Source organism: Pseudomonas uvaldensis (assembly GCF_021271205.1).
Lineage (GTDB): Bacteria > Pseudomonadota > Gammaproteobacteria > Pseudomonadales > Pseudomonadaceae > Aquipseudomonas > Aquipseudomonas uvaldensis.
Genome location: NZ_JAIWKS010000016.1, coordinates 45601 through 60363, shown reverse-complemented (window position 1 = coordinate 60363; position 14763 = coordinate 45601). Strand labels below are relative to the sequence as shown.

The following is a 14763-nucleotide window of genomic DNA, read 5'->3' as shown; positions in this document are numbered from 1 at the left end:
CCCCTGATGAATGCCTGCGCTCAGCCTTCCGAAGGGGCGGAAGATCAAAAGCCGCGGCGCGACTTATAGCTCGACACGGCTCTCAAAGGTATACACAGAGCCATTGTGGGAGCGAGCTTGCTCGCGATGACGGTCTGACAGCCACCACCGATTGGTAGGAATGTGAGCCCTGCCATTGGTCATGCTGACTCTGACACCTCTCAATCCAACCCCAACTTCTTCAACCGATACCGCATCGACCGAAACGACAGTTTCAACCGCTGCGCCGCCGCTGTGCGGTTCCAGCGGGTTTCTTCCAGGGCCTGGAGGATGAGCTTGCGCTCGACGTCTTCCAGGTAGTCTTCCAGGTTGTCGACCCGTGTCAGGTCGGGGCTGGCGACTTCGGTGGGGCTGGTGCCTTCGGACAGGCGCAGGTCGCCGGCTTCGATCTGTTGGTGTTCGCAGAGCGTATAGGCGCGTTCGAGCATGTTTTCCAGCTCTCGCACATTGCCGGGGAAGCGATAGTTCTTAAGGGCTGCCACGGCATGGGGGTGAAGCTTGGCGGGGGGATTGCCAGTGTTGACGGCCAGGCGCTGGAGCATGTGGTTGGCCAGTGGTTCGATGTCTTCGCGGCGTTCGCGAAGGGGCGGGACGCGCAGTTCGATAACGTTCAGGCGGTAATAAAGGTCCTGGCGGAAGCGTCCGGCGGCAACTTCGGCGCCCAGGTCTTTGTGAGTCGCGCAGAGGATTCGTACATCCACCACTTCCTCCTGCTGGCCGCCAACGGCGCGCACGGCCTTTTCCTGAATCGCTCGCAACAGTTTGACTTGCATCGCCAGGGGCAGGTCGGCCACTTCATCAAGGAACAGCGTCCCGCCGTGAGCGGCCTGGAACAGGCCGGGCTTGTCCTCGATGGCGCCGCTGAAACTGCCCTTTCGGTGGCCGAAAAACTCGCTTTCCATCAGTTCCGTCGGAATCGCCCCACAGTTGACCGGTACGAATCCCTGGTTGGAGCGAGGACCCTGTTCATGGATCAGCCGCGCCACCAGTTCCTTGCCGCACCCCGATTCCCCGCTGATATACACCGGTGCCTGGCTACGAGCGAGTTTCTCGATCTGTTTGCGCACATTGCGCATCGGTGGAGAATCGCCCAGCAGGCAACGCTCGATGGTGGTGGTCGGGACGGCGACCGACGGTAAGCGCAGGGCACTGCTGACCAGTTCCCGCAGCCGCCCCAGGTCGACCGGCTTGGTCAGAAAATCAAAAGCCCCGGCCTTCAGGGCGTCGATAGCGGTTTCCAGACTGCCGTAGGCGGTAATCATCGCCACGGGCAGTTGGGGAAAACTTTGCTGGATGTGTTGCACCAGCTCCAGGCCGGTGCCGTCGGGCAGGCGCATGTCGGTCAGGCACAGATCGAACGCTTCGCCGGCCAGCAGGGCCTGGGCTTCGGCAAGGTTCTTGGCGCTGCGGGTGTCGAGTTTCATCCGTCCCAGGGTGATGTCCAGGAGTTCGCGGATGTCCGGCTCGTCGTCGACGATCAGGATTCGTTGCCGTGAGCGTGTATTCAAATCTGTTTCCGTCCGTGAGCAAAGGTGATGCGAAAGCAGCCGCCGCCTTGGCGTGGTTTGAAGTCTAGGCGGGCCTGGTTGCTTTCGCACAGCTCACGGGACAGATAGAGACCAAGGCCGGTGCCCTGGCTGCTGGTGGTGAAAAAAGGCTCGAACAGGTGTGCCTGCTGGTCCGGTGTCACGCCGGGGCCGTTGTCGATGATGTCCAGCGTGGGCAGATGGCTGTGGGGATCGATGAAGAGCTTCAGCCAGGCCTCGGCTTGCTCATGGACCTGCGCACTGTGGCGCCAGGCGTTGCGCAGGAGGTTGTCCAACACTTGGGTCAACTGATCGGGGTCCATGAGCGTGGCGTAGTCGCCCGGATCGATGCTCAGGTGCAACTGCTGGTGCCCGGTCGCGTTTTCGCGGGCCTGCCGGACGAATTGGCCGAGCCAGGCTCGCAGGTCCAGGCGCTGGGGAGTGGTTTGCTGGCGGCGGGACAGCTGCAGGACATTTTCAATGACGCGGTTCATTCGTTGGGAGTGATCTTGAATAATCTGCGTCAGACGCCGATCCGCGTCGTTCAGTTCCTCGGATTCGCGCAGCAATTGTGCCGCGTGGCTGATCGCCCCCAAGGGGTTGCGGATTTCATGGGCGATACCGGCTGTAAGACGTCCCAGGGAGGCGAGTTTAAGCTGCTGGGCGTGTTGGGCCACTTGGGCCAGGTCTTCGAGAAAGACCAGGATCTGGTGCTGTTCATTGTGCCCCAGGGCGATGAAGCTCGGTTGCAGGGTCAGGCCCGTGCCGGCGATGGTCAGGCTTGGTGGACGCAGGCTGGGGTTGTTCTGCCACAAGGTCAGGCACTCGACCAGATCGCTGGAGTAATCATCGATCGGCTGGCCGACCAGGTCGTGCATGCCCAGCAGGTTCAGTGCGCTTTCGTTGGCCAACTGCACCCGTCGCTGCCGGTCGAGGACCAGGATCCCGGTGCGCATGCGCTGCAGGATTAACGCGTTGAGCGCTTCGAGTCCGATCACCTCGCTGGCCCGCTGTTCGGCCAGTGTTTCGCTGGCCTCCAGGCGCCGGGTCAGGCCCTGCACTAACAGGGCGGCGGCAAAGCACAAGGCCCCAAGGGTGCCGGCCTGCAGATAGCTGCTGGGTCGGTTCGAGTCGCTGAGACCCAGGAAGAAGGTCGAGCTGACGATGCCGAGGGTGGCGACGGCCGCGATCAACAGGCCGATTCGGTCTCGCAGCAGGGTGTTGCCGATGGCTACCGAGACGATGAGCAGGTTGCCGATGGCGCTAGGGGCACCGCCCGCGGCGAAGAACAGCCACGACAGCAGCAATACGTCGGTCAGAGCCAGGCCGAACAGCCGTGCTGGGCGGCGGGTATTTTCCAGAAACACCACCAGCAGGATGTTGAGTACCAGGTATAACCAGCTACCGCTTCGTAGCAGGTCGTCGTTGGCGTACTCCAGCAGACGGTTGTCCATGTTGCTGGAGATCAACAGTACGAGGGTGATGCCGATGCTCAGGCGGTACAGGTGATACAGGCGCAGCAGGCGCTGCGTCTGCTTGACGCGAGGGCTCGAAGCCTCAGCGATCACGAGGGCCCGGGCCTTGCTCGAGGTGAGCCTGGCTGCAATACCACTGTTGCTCGAGCGCCAGCGCACGGTCACGGGGCAGGTGTACGCCGCAATGGGCGCAACGAACCATGGGCGGTGCGTCTTGCTCCCGAGGGGCGTTCGGTGCGGAGGAGGCGGCCTTTAATTTGCGCCAGAACCATATCGCGGCGGCAATCAAGGCGATCCAGAACAGTAAACGAAGCATGATGGGCGGCTTTTCGGCTGATGATGCGGCAGTTTAGCCAAGGACCGGAACGGCGCACAGCGCAATAAAAGGCAGGCATGAAAAAGGGAGACCGCCGGGTCTCCCTTTTGATGCATGCCTTGGCTTCAGTCGAACAGGCCAAAGGTCATGTAACTGAACCAGGAGCGGTCGCCGGACTCCTGCTCGGGCGCTTCCTCCTCGATCACATCGCCATTCTCGTCCTTGGGCTTGAGTTCGTTCGGGATGGCTTCCTTGGCGTCCTGGAACTGGCGCTGCACGTCCTGGTTGGCGCGGGTTTCGCCCGGCGGCAGAGGTGGACGGGATTCGATCAGGCCCAGGGTCGCCTTGCTCAGCCACGACCGGTTGTCGGCTTCGTCGACCCGTGGGGTGAACTGGCCATCGACCAGGGAGGGGTGATCGGGGTAGTTCAGCTTGAGGGTCTCCAGGCTGGAGGCCGCCAGGTCGTCCAGGTGCAGGCGCTGGTAGGCTTCGGTCATCACCGCCAGGCCGTCGCCGACCGATGGGGTTTCCTGGAAGTTTTCCACCACGTAGCGGCCACGGTTGGCGGCGGCGACATAGGCCTGACGGGTCAGGTAGTAGTCGGCCACGTGGATTTCGTAGGAGGCCAGCAGGTTGCGCAGGTAGATCATGCGCTGCTTGGCATCCGGCGAGTAGCGGCTGTTGGGGAAGCGGCTGGTCAGCTGGGCGAACTCGTTGTAGGAGTCGCGCGCGGCGCCCGGGTCACGCTTGGTCATGTCCAGCGGCAGGAAGCGTGCCAGCAGGCCGACGTCCTGGTCGAAGGAGGTCAGGCCCTTGAGGTAGTAAGCGTAATCGACGTTCGGGTGCTGCGGGTGCAGACGAATGAAGCGCTCGGCGGCGGATTTCGCAGCTTCCGGCTCGGCGTTCTTGTAATTGGCGTAAATCAGCTCCAGCTGGGCCTGATCGGCGTAGCGACCGAACGGATACCGCGACTCCAGGGCCTTGAGCTTGGCGGTGGCGCTGGTGTAGCTGTTGTTGTCCAGGTCGTTCTGCGCCTGTTGGTACAGTTCGACTTCGCTCAGGTTTTCGTCTACGACTTCCTTCGACGAGCAAGCAGCAGTCAATGCGAGGATGGCGATCAGCAGCAGGTGTTTCACTTGCATGGCGGCTTGCGTCCCTATGACGGCCGCTGTCTTGGGCGGGGCCGTCCTGTTATGATGAGCGCCCCGTTGAAAAGCCTCGGGGCAAAAGACGCCGTATTTAACCACAAGCGCGCAGCCGAAACCAAAGGCTGTGCCGACGCCCAGTCCGAGCATGTCCGATAAAATAGAACTTCGCGCAGAGGTGCCGTCCGAATTGGGCGGCCAACGCCTCGATCAAGTCGCCGCCCAACTCTTTGCCGAGCATTCGCGCTCGCGCCTTTCCGCCTGGATCAAGGACGGCCGCCTGACAGTGGATGGGGCGGTCGTGCGCCCGCGCGACATCGTCCATGGCGGCGCCGTCCTCGAACTGACCGCCGAGCAGGAGGCCCAGGGTGAATGGGTCGCGCAGGACATTGCCCTGGACATCGTCTATGAAGACGACGATATCCTGGTGATCAACAAGCCGGCGGGCCTGGTGGTGCACCCGGCGGCGGGCCATGCCGATGGCACCCTGCTCAATGCCTTGCTGCATCACGTACCGGACATCATCAATGTCCCGCGCGCCGGCATCGTTCATCGTCTGGACAAGGACACCACCGGCCTCATGGTGGTGGCCAAGACCATCCAGGCGCAGACACAGCTGGTCGCGCAGCTGCAAAGTCGCAGCGTCAGTCGTATCTATGAATGCATCGTGATCGGCGTGGTCACCGCGGGTGGCAAGATCAATGCCCCCATCGGTCGTCATGGCCAGCAACGCCAGCGCATGGCGGTGATGGAAGGCGGCAAGCCGGCGGTCAGCCATTATCGCGTGCTGGAACGCTTCCGCTCCCACACCCATGTGCGGGTCAAGCTGGAAACCGGTCGTACCCACCAGATCCGCGTGCACATGGCCCACATCAATTTCCCGCTGGTGGGCGACCCAGCCTATGGCGGTCGTTTCCGCATCCCGCCGGCGGCCAGCGTGACGATGGTTGAATCCCTGAAGAATTTCCCGCGCCAGGCGCTGCATGCACGCTTCCTGGAGCTGGACCATCCGACCACCGGCAAGCGCATGAGCTGGGAGTCGCCGCTGCCGGATGACTTCGTCTGGCTGCTGACGCTGCTCAAGCAGGATCGCGAGGCGTTCGTCGGATGAGTGACTGGCTGATACCCGACTGGCCTGCGCCGACCCGGGTAAAGGCCTGCGTCACTACCCGCGGGGGCGGCGTCAGTCTGGCGCCGTTCGACAGCCTCAACCTTGGCAACCATGTGGACGACGACCCGCTGGCCGTTGCCGAGAACCGTCGTCGTCTCACCGACCGATTCGCCATTCGCCCGGCCTGGTTGCAGCAGGTTCATGGAATCAATGTGGTCGAGGCTGATCCGGCGCAGGTGCTTATCGCTGACGCCAGTTGGACCGCTACGCCGGGTATCGCCTGCACAGCGATGACTGCGGACTGCCTGCCCGTGCTCTTCTGCAACCGTGCCGGCACCCGCGTCGCGGCGGCCCATGCTGGCTGGCGCGGGCTGGCGAACGGCGTACTGGAAGCCACGCTCGATAGCCTTGAAGTTTCTCCGGGTGAAGTGCTGGCCTGGCTCGGTCCGGCCATTGGCCCGCAAGCCTTCGAGGTCGGGCCCGAGGTGCGAGAAGTTTTCACCGCCGCACTGCCCGAGGCCGCAAAAGCCTTCGTACCCAGTCCCAATGCCGGCAAGTTCCTGGCTGATATCTATGAGCTGGCACGTCTGCGGCTGAAAGCTCGGGGCGTCACGGCGGTCTACGGCGGCGGGCTGTGCACCGTGAACGACCCGCGTTTCTTTTCCTACCGTCGCAATCCGCGCACCGGTCGCTTCGCCTCCCTGGTCTGGATCGAACGCTAGACTCTGCTGATCTACATCAATAGCGCGTTGCTTGAAACTTCCAGAATCGACCACATCTATAACGGTATCTGGCAGGTTTCTTCATTCAGGATGGTTTTCAGGTCCGGCCTGCTTTAAAGGAAGGTGACCCTATGCGTATTGACCGTTTAACCAGCAAACTGCAATTGGCCTTGTCCGACGCCCAGTCATTGGCTGTCGGCATGGACCATCCCGGTATCGAACCGGCGCATCTGATGCAGGCCATGCTCGAACAACAGGGCGGTTCCATCAAGCCGCTGCTGATGCAGGTGGGCTTTGACGTCAACAGCCTGCGCAAAGAGCTGGCGAAAGAACTCGACCACTTGCCCAAGATCCAGAACCCCACCGGCGACGTGAATATGTCCCAGGATCTGGCGCGGCTGCTCAACCAGGCCGACCGTCTGGCCCAACAGAAGGGCGATCAGTTCATTTCCAGCGAACTGGTGCTGCTCGCCGCCATGGACGAGAACAGCAAGCTCGGCAAATTGTTGCTTGGCCAGGGTGTGAGCAAGAAAGCCCTGGAAAATGCCATCAACAACCTGCGTGGCGGCGAAGCGGTAAACGACGCCAACCACGAGGAGTCCCGACAGGCGCTGGACAAATACACCGTCGATCTGACCAAGCGCGCCGAGGAGGGCAAGCTTGACCCGGTCATCGGCCGCGACGACGAAATCCGCCGTACGGTCCAGGTGTTGCAGCGTCGCACCAAGAACAACCCGGTGCTGATCGGTGAACCCGGCGTCGGCAAGACCGCCATCGCCGAAGGCCTGGCCCAGCGCATCATCAACGGTGAGGTGCCGGACGGCCTCAAGGGCAAGCGCCTGTTGTCCCTGGACATGGGGGCGCTGATTGCCGGTGCCAAGTACCGTGGCGAGTTCGAAGAACGGCTCAAGGCCCTGCTCAACGAGCTGTCCAAGCAGGAAGGGCAGATCATCCTGTTCATCGACGAACTGCACACCATGGTCGGTGCCGGCAAGGGCGAAGGTTCGATGGATGCCGGCAACATGCTCAAGCCCGCGCTGGCCCGTGGTGAGTTGCATTGCGTCGGCGCGACCACCCTCAACGAGTACCGCCAATACATCGAGAAGGACGCGGCCCTTGAACGGCGCTTCCAGAAAGTGCTGGTGGACGAGCCGAGCGAGGAAGATACCATCGCCATCCTGCGCGGCCTGAAGGAGCGCTATGAGGTGCATCATAAGGTGGCGATCACCGATGGCGCGATTATCGCTGCGGCCAAGCTCAGCCATCGTTACATCACCGACCGCCAGTTGCCGGACAAGGCCATCGACCTGATCGATGAGGCGGCCAGCCGTATCCGCATGGAGATCGACTCCAAGCCGGAGGTGCTGGATCGCTTGGAGCGGCGCCTGATTCAGCTCAAGGTCGAATCCCAGGCCTTGAAGAAAGAAAGCGACGAAGCGGCGAAGAAGCGTCTGGAGAAACTGCAGGAAGAGATCGTCCGTCACGAGCGCGAATATTCCGATCTGGAGGAAGTCTGGAACTCGGAAAAAGCCGAAGTCCAGGGTTCTGCGCAGATTCAGCAGAAGATCGAGCAATCGCGCCAGGAATTGGAGGCGGCTCGTCGTAAAGGCGACCTCAACCGCATGGCCGAGCTGCAGTACGGGGTGATCCCGGACCTGGAGCGCAGCCTGCAAATGGTCGATCAGCACGGCAAGAGTGAAAACCAGTTGCTGCGCAGCAAGGTGACCGAGGAAGAAATTGCCGAAGTGGTGTCCAAGTGGACGGGCATTCCGGTGTCGAAAATGCTCGAAGGCGAGCGCGACAAACTGCTGAAGATGGAAACCCTGCTGCACCAGCGTGTGATCGGTCAGGAAGAAGCCGTCGTGGCCGTGTCCAATGCCGTGCGTCGGTCCCGTGCGGGGCTTTCGGACCCTAACCGTCCAAGCGGTTCGTTCATGTTCCTCGGCCCGACCGGTGTCGGTAAAACCGAATTGTGCAAAGCGCTGGCCGAATTCCTCTTCGACACCGAAGAAGCCATGGTGCGCATCGACATGTCCGAGTTCATGGAGAAGCATTCCGTGGCGCGGCTGATCGGTGCCCCACCGGGCTACGTCGGTTATGAAGAGGGCGGCTACCTGACTGAGGCCGTGCGGCGTAAACCGTACTCGGTGATCCTGCTCGATGAGGTCGAGAAGGCGCATCCGGATGTATTCAACATCCTGTTGCAGGTGCTGGAAGACGGACGCCTGACCGACAGTCACGGGCGTACGGTTGACTTCCGCAATACCGTGATCGTGATGACCTCCAACCTGGGCTCGGCCCAGATCCAGGAGCTGGTGGGAGATCGCGAGGCGCAGCGTGCCGCGGTGATGGACGCGATCTCCACGCACTTCCGCCCGGAATTCATCAACCGGGTCGACGAAGTGGTGATCTTCGAACCGCTGGCCCGTGATCAGATCGCCGGCATCACCGAAATCCAGTTGGGCCGTCTGCGCAGCCGCCTCACCGAGCGCGAGCTGAAGTTGCAATTGAGCGACGAAGCCTTGGACAAGCTGATTGCCGTGGGTTACGACCCGGTGTATGGCGCAAGACCGCTCAAGCGTGCGATTCAACGCTGGATCGAGAACCCGTTGGCTCAGTTGATTTTGTCCGGGCGCTTCATGCCCGGTGAAACCGTGACTGGCACAGTAGAGAACGACGAAATCGTCTTCAACTGACAGCCTGCAGGTGCTTTGATCGAATGGCCTCGCATTGCGAGGCCATTTTTTTCATCAGGCCGTTGAACTCAAAGGAAAAGGCTTGTAAAGTGCGCCCCGCAGTCAGTCACCCACGGGTTACTTCTCATCGGGAAGGAATCCAAAACAAGTTGCAAATCATTGTCTTGAAAGCAATTTAGGGGGTTGACAGCGGTTTTGAAGATTGTAGAATAGCGCGCCTCAGACACACGAACGCAGCGATGCAGACGAGTAGAAGAGGTTGAAGCGAGATTCGACAGGCTTCAATGTTGCAACTTGAAATATCAGTTCCGTGATAGCTCAGTCGGTAGAGCAAATGACTGTTAATCATTGGGTCCCAGGTTCGAGTCCTGGTCACGGAGCCATTTCAATCGGGGTATAGCGCAGTCCGGTAGCGCGCCTGCTTTGGGAGCAGGATGTCAGGAGTTCGAATCCCCTTACCCCGACCATATTTGGGTCGTTAGCTCAGTTGGTAGAGCAGTTGGCTTTTAACCAATTGGTCGTAGGTTCGAATCCTACACGACCCACCATTTTTGAAACCAGTTCGCTGGAATCGAATCTCAAGATCAGAGGCCAAAAGCGCTGATCGAGGAAGGCGACTTGCGAAGGTCGCCTTTTTTTTACCGGGGTATAGCGCAGTCCGGTAGCGCGCCTGCTTTGGGAGCAGGATGTCAGGAGTTCGAATCCCCTTACCCCGACCATATAGAAAATCCCCGTATCGAAAGATACGGGGATTTTTTTTGCCTGCGAAAAAGCGCAATGCTTCAAGTTGTCGTACAACCAGCCGATAAACCGCCGACAGGGATTCGACCCCACTTCACGCCAACAATAAAAAAGGCATTCCACTATGTTTCTTCGTCAGATGAATATCGCCCGCCGTGCCGCGTTGGGTTTTGCCTTGATCGCCCTGTTGGTGGCGCTGCTCGGGGTGTTTGCGTTGGGGCAGATGTCGAGCATCCGCGACAGTGAGGTCGCGGTTGAAACCCAGTGGTTGCCGAGCATTCGCGGCGGTGACGAGATACGTGAATTGATGCTGCGCATTCGCACCATTTCCCTGCGCATGGCCCTTGACCAGGATCCGAAGAACACTTCGGTCTACCGGGGACAAATGGACACCCGCGACAAGGAGCTGAGCGAAAAGATCGCCAGTTACGAACGGCTCGTCGTGACGCCTGAAGGCAAAGCGCTCTATGACCAGTTCAAGCAGACGTTTGCCGCCTACCGTGCGGGCATCGCGCAATCCTTCACCCTCGCCGAGCAGGGGCGTCGGGATGAACTGATCAAGCTGCTGCTGGTGGACATGAAGACCGTCGTGGACGGTTCCGGCAAGCAGCTCAACGATCTGGCGGAGCTGTTCTCCAAACAAGTCTCCATCGAGAGCCAGAAGTCCCAGGAGCACTACGCCAATTCCCGCATGATCGTCACCCTGTTCATTGTGCTGGCTGCGCTGGCGACGGTGGCCTTGGCGATGCTGCTGACGCGCAGCATCGTCAAGCCCTTGGGCGAGGCACTGAATGCCGCAGAGAGCGTGGCCAAAGGGGACCTGACCCGGCCGATCGAAACCCATGGCAACGATGAGGTGAGCCGCTTGCTCAAGGCGCTGGCGACCATGCAACAAAACCTGCGTGATACGTTGCAAAGCATCAGTGGCTCGGCGACGCAGCTGGCAACGGCGGCCGATGAGCTGAACGTGGTCACCCTCGACAGTACTCAGAGCCTGCAACAGCAGAACAACGAAATCGAACAGGCCGCCACCGCTGTCACCGAAATGACCACTGCTGTCGAAGAGGTGGCGCGCAACGCGGTGTCCACTTCCGATGCCACGCGCCAGTCCAGCGAATCGGCGTCCCTTGGGCAGCAGCGGGTCAGCGACACGGTCGACGCGATTGGCGCCCTCGCCAACGATGTCGAAGTGACCGGTGGCCTGGTGCAGTCCCTGGCGAACCAGTCGCAGGATATCGGCAAGGTCCTGGACGTGATCCGGGCCATCGCCGAGCAGACCAACCTGCTCGCGCTCAACGCGGCCATTGAGGCCGCACGGGCTGGCGAAAGCGGTCGCGGTTTTGCGGTGGTGGCGGACGAAGTCCGGGCGTTGGCTTATCGCACGCAGCAATCGACCCAGGAAATCGAGCAGATGGTTCAGGGCATGCGCACCGGTGCCACCCAGGCCCTGGACTCCATGCAGGCCAGCTCCTCTCGCGCAGCCAGCACCCTGGCGATGGCGGAACGGGCAGGGGAGGCGTTGCAGACCATCACGGCGTCGGTCAATGAGATTCACGAGCGCAACCTGGTGATCGCCAGTGCCGCGGAAGAACAGGCACAGGTGGCCCGCGAAGTGGATCGCAATCTGGTGAATATTCGTGATCTGTCCGTGCGCTCGGCCACGGGCGCTGACCAGACCAGTGCCTCCAGCCATGAGCTGTCGCAACTGGCGAACTCGCTGCGCACAATGGTGCAGCGGTTTCAGGTTTGATTGATGGCAGGCTCGGGTAGTGATTCTGGTCGAGCCTGGATGTTGACTGTACCGCCGTCATCGCGAGCAGGCTCGCTCCCACAGGGATTGCATTCCACTGTGGGAGCGGGCTTGCTCACTAAAGCGGCGTGTCAGGCTCAGTGCAACTTGAGCCGAGGCTCGGTCCCGCGCCCGATCTTGCTGCCCAGCATCAGCATGGCCGTGCGAAACATGCCGTACAGCGCCATCTGGTGCATGCGGTACAGCGACACGTAGAACATCCGCGCCAGCCAGCCTTCGAGCATTACGCTGCCGGTGAGGTTGCCCATCAGGTTACCCACCGCCGAAAACCGTGACAGGGAAATCAACGAACCGTAATCGGTGTACTTGTAGTGCGGCAGCGCCTTGCCTTCGATCCGCAGTTTCAGAGACTTGGCCAGCAGTGAGGCCTGTTGGTGCGCAGCCTGGGCACGGGGCGGTACGTTGCGGTCGGAGCCCGGTTGCGGGCAGGCCGCGCAATCGCCGAAGGCGAAGATGTTCTCGTCGCGGGTGGTCTGTAGGGTCGGCAGTACCAATAGCTGATTGATCCGGTTGGTTTCCAGTCCGTCGATGTCCTTGAGAAATTCCGGGGCGCGAATCCCGGCGGCCCAGACTTTCAGGCTCGCGTCGATCACGTTGCCATCGACAGTGATCAGGCTGTCGGCGGTGACCCGGCCGACGGCGGCATTGGTCATCACGTTGACCCCCAGTTTTTCCAGGGTCTTGTGCACCGGGCCGCCGATGCGCTCGGGCAATGCCGGTAGCACCCTTGGCCCGGCCTCGATCAGGGTGATGTGCATGTTTTCCGGCTTGATCCGGTCCAGGCCATAGGCCGCCAGCTCATGGGCCGCATTGTGCAGCTCGGCCGCCAGTTCGACGCCGGTGGCCCCGGCACCGACGATGGCAACGCTGATCCGCTCCTCGGTGTTTGTCTGGCCGGCGTGGGCGCGCAGGTAATGGTTGAGTAACTGCTGGTGGAAGCGTTCGGCCTGCTTGCGGGTATCGAGGAACAGGCAGTGCTGCGCCGCGCCCTCGGTGCCGAAGTCATTGGTGGTGCTGCCGACTGCAATCACCAGGGTGTCGTAGCTCAATTCCCGGGCCGGCAACAGTTCCAGGCCAGCCTCGTCATACGTGGCGGCCAGTTGGATGCGCTTGCGCTCCCGGTCCAGGGCGCTCATGCGTCCAAGCTGGAACTTGAAGTGGTTCCATTTCGCCTGGGCGACGTAATTGAGTTCGTCTTCGGAGGAGTTGAGAGAGCCGGCGGCCACTTCGTGCAGCAGCGGTTTCCAGATGTGGGTCAGGTTCGCGTCGACCAGCATCACGCTGGCCGTGCCGCGCTTGCCCAGGGTCTTACCCAGGCGGGTAGCCAACTCCAGGCCGCCGGCGCCGCCGCCAACGATAACGATACGGTGAGTCATGGGGATATCTCGCAAGGCTAAAGGAAATCGGTGCCGTTACCCTCGCGAGCATAGGTGTCGTGCCTCACAACACTGTTGTGAGGCACGATACCTGCTCAAAGCGTCAGGTAACTGATCAGTCGGCTCAACAGACCCAGGCCGATGGTCACGGCCAATACCACCACCAGGAGCAACCACGGCCGGAAAGGCCGGCGCTCGACTCGGTGCTGGGACAGTTGCAGGTACTCTTCGACATGCTTCTGGTCTTCGGGGTTCAGGCGGCTCGTCATAAAGGCCTCGTCAGGTAGACGTTACGAAGTGTACAGACGTTACAGGCAATGTATCCGGGCATGAGACTTCACAAGCTGATCCCGACATCGAACACGATGCTGCGACCCAGGTTGCCTCGCAGGAAATCCGGCGCGTCGGGATGGGCGAACAGTACCCGGGCGAAGGTCGGCCCCACCAGCGACAGCGAGCGCCAGCCCTGGCGCAGGTATTCGGTTGGGGGCGGGAAGTGGCTGTTGAGGTCCAGCACTTCACGCTTGAGACTGGCAAACGCGATGATGTCCAGCTCCCCCAGGTCCATGCCCCGCTCTGTGTAGTTGTGGGCTTTCTTGCGCAAGGTCGGCGCCAGTCTCAATAGGAACTCGTTGGCCGGGATCCGCCTGGGCTTGGCCTCGCGGCGTACCAATTGGCTGAGGGAAAAGGCACTGCGGCGGCGTTGCAGTTCGTCGCGCCATTCATCATTGAGGCGACGACCTTCGTCGAGGACGAAAAACACCTCGAAGTTCGCATCACGGAACAATACGTCCGGCGGCTCCCCCGCGGGGGCGAACTCATCGGCGCGATAGGGCACGTTCAGCCCCTGCAACAGCCGCTGGCAGACCCAACGCTCACGCTCCCATTTGCGTGCATTGGAGAGAAAGGCGTTGGCTTGCTCGGCCGCGATGGTCAGCAGGCGTAAGTAATCGGAATCATCCATGAGCCCAAGCTTAGCGTTCAATTGCGACAAGCTGAAAGCGTTGCGTTGATTAATGGAGGGGAGGTGGGGTGTAGACTGCCGGATTGAACCCTCAAGTGACGCGAGGGCAGGCGAAAGGTGTAGTCCATGATCGGAGCTGAACTGCTCTCACCACAGACACTGGCGGTTGGCTGGCTGATTTATGTGCCGATGCTCGCCTGGGCGGTGTGGCGGGCGCCCTGGGTCGAGCTGTTCACCGACAGCCGTCGTCAGCACCTGCTGTTCGGCACGGTGCTGTCGTTGTTCATGTTATGGCTGGTGCGACGGGATTTCGAGACCGGCGTCTCGTATCACTTCATCGGCATGACGGCGGTAACGCTGTTGCTGGACTGGCCGCTGGCAATCCTCGGCGGGCTTTCTGCACAGCTTGCGCTGGTGCTGCTGGGGCGCCAGGACATGGCGGCGATGGGTGTCAACGGCGTGTTGCTGGTCCTGTTACCGGTATGGGTCACCGAGTGCTGTGCGATCCTGGTGGAGCGTGCCCAGCCGCGTAATCTGTTCGTGTACATCTTTTGTTCGGGGTTTCTTGCCGCTGCTCTGTCGGCGTTGCTGTGCCTGCTGCTGGGGCTCGGCTTGCTGTGGTACGACGGGGTATTCGCCATGCCGTACTGGTTGGGCGATTTCGTCGGCTACCTCTGGCTGATCATTTTTCCCGAGGCCTTCATCAACGGCATGGTGGTCAGCGCCCTGGTGGTATTCAGTCCCGAATGGCTCGAGACGTTCAACCGCACGCGCTATCTGTCGGCGCCCTGGAAGGATGACGACAAGCCTTGATTCACATCAAGGCCGGGCAGACAGTGGCG

The 14763-nt window shown here is 61.1% G+C and carries 12 protein-coding genes and 4 tRNA genes; 9 read left to right on the top strand and 7 right to left on the bottom strand.

What is annotated here, in order from left to right:
* Positions 1–200 precede the first annotated feature (200 nt).
* The 4 genes from LCU97_RS25270 to LCU97_RS25255 form a co-directional block, all read right to left on the bottom strand.
* A complete protein-coding gene (locus LCU97_RS25270) occupies positions 201–1547 on the bottom strand; it encodes a sigma-54-dependent transcriptional regulator (protein WP_232778059.1) in 1347 nt (448 codons plus the stop codon).
* The gene (locus tag LCU97_RS25265; RefSeq protein WP_232778058.1) at positions 1544–3133 is read right to left on the bottom strand and encodes a two-component system sensor histidine kinase NtrB; all 1590 of its coding nucleotides are present in this window, start codon (positions 3131–3133) and stop codon (positions 1544–1546) included. The genes LCU97_RS25270 and LCU97_RS25265 overlap by 4 nt, the downstream gene beginning before the upstream one ends.
* The gene (locus LCU97_RS25260) at positions 3123–3356 is read right to left on the bottom strand and encodes a PP0621 family protein (protein ID WP_232778057.1); all 234 of its coding nucleotides are present in this window, start codon (positions 3354–3356) and stop codon (positions 3123–3125) included. The genes LCU97_RS25265 and LCU97_RS25260 overlap by 11 nt, the downstream gene beginning before the upstream one ends.
* 125 nt (positions 3357–3481) lie before the next feature.
* Positions 3482–4498, bottom strand: a complete 1017-nt coding sequence (locus tag LCU97_RS25255; RefSeq protein ID WP_053153578.1) for an outer membrane protein assembly factor BamD — start codon at positions 4496–4498, stop codon at positions 3482–3484.
* 151 nt (positions 4499–4649) lie between these two features.
* Here LCU97_RS25255 and rluD point away from each other — a divergent pair, with 151 nt between their 5' ends.
* The 8 genes from rluD to LCU97_RS26990 all read left to right on the top strand — a co-directional run bounded on the left by rluD (position 4650) and on the right by LCU97_RS26990 (position 11521).
* Positions 4650–5612, top strand: coding sequence for a 23S rRNA pseudouridine(1911/1915/1917) synthase RluD (rluD, locus tag LCU97_RS25250; RefSeq protein ID WP_053153575.1), 963 nt, complete (start codon positions 4650–4652; stop codon positions 5610–5612).
* Positions 5609–6334, top strand: coding sequence for a peptidoglycan editing factor PgeF (pgeF, locus tag LCU97_RS25245; RefSeq protein WP_232778056.1), 726 nt, complete (start codon positions 5609–5611; stop codon positions 6332–6334). Before rluD ends, pgeF begins: the two co-directional genes overlap by 4 nt.
* 131 nt (positions 6335–6465) lie before the next feature.
* Complete coding sequence (gene clpB / locus LCU97_RS25240) at positions 6466–9030, top strand: ATP-dependent chaperone ClpB (protein ID WP_053153569.1); 2565 nt, start codon at positions 6466–6468, stop codon at positions 9028–9030.
* A 307-nt stretch (positions 9031–9337) separates the two neighbouring features.
* Positions 9338–9413: transfer RNA gene (locus LCU97_RS25235), tRNA-Asn, on the top strand.
* 7 nt (positions 9414–9420) lie between these two features.
* Positions 9421–9497 (top strand) — tRNA-Pro (locus LCU97_RS25230).
* Between the two features lie 5 nt (positions 9498–9502).
* Positions 9503–9578: transfer RNA gene (locus tag LCU97_RS25225), tRNA-Lys, on the top strand.
* Between the two features lie 94 nt (positions 9579–9672).
* A tRNA-Pro gene (locus tag LCU97_RS25220) sits at positions 9673–9749 on the top strand.
* Between the two features lie 146 nt (positions 9750–9895).
* Positions 9896–11521: a methyl-accepting chemotaxis protein gene (locus tag LCU97_RS26990; RefSeq protein ID WP_053153566.1), complete on the top strand. Its 1626-nt coding sequence runs from the start codon at positions 9896–9898 to the stop codon at positions 11519–11521.
* Between the two features lie 137 nt (positions 11522–11658).
* Here the strand turns inward: LCU97_RS26990 and LCU97_RS25210 are convergent, their stop codons facing one another.
* The 3 genes from LCU97_RS25210 to LCU97_RS25200 all read right to left on the bottom strand — a co-directional run bounded on the left by LCU97_RS25210 (position 11659) and on the right by LCU97_RS25200 (position 13921).
* On the bottom strand, positions 11659–12957 hold the full coding sequence (locus tag LCU97_RS25210; RefSeq protein ID WP_232778055.1) for an NAD(P)/FAD-dependent oxidoreductase: 1299 nt from the start codon (positions 12955–12957) through the stop codon (positions 11659–11661).
* A 95-nt stretch (positions 12958–13052) separates the two neighbouring features.
* Positions 13053–13226, bottom strand: a complete 174-nt coding sequence (locus LCU97_RS25205; RefSeq protein ID WP_053153560.1) for a DUF3094 family protein — start codon at positions 13224–13226, stop codon at positions 13053–13055.
* Positions 13227–13294: 68 nt separating this feature from the next.
* On the bottom strand, positions 13295–13921 hold the full coding sequence (locus LCU97_RS25200; protein WP_003185538.1) for a DUF1780 domain-containing protein: 627 nt from the start codon (positions 13919–13921) through the stop codon (positions 13295–13297).
* A 126-nt stretch (positions 13922–14047) separates the two neighbouring features.
* On the opposite strand from LCU97_RS25200, the gene LCU97_RS25195 reads away from it, so the two are divergent.
* Entirely contained in the window at positions 14048–14734 is a 687-nt protein-coding gene (locus tag LCU97_RS25195) for an energy-coupling factor ABC transporter permease (protein ID WP_232778054.1), read from the top strand.
* Positions 14735–14763: the final 29 nt, after the last annotated feature.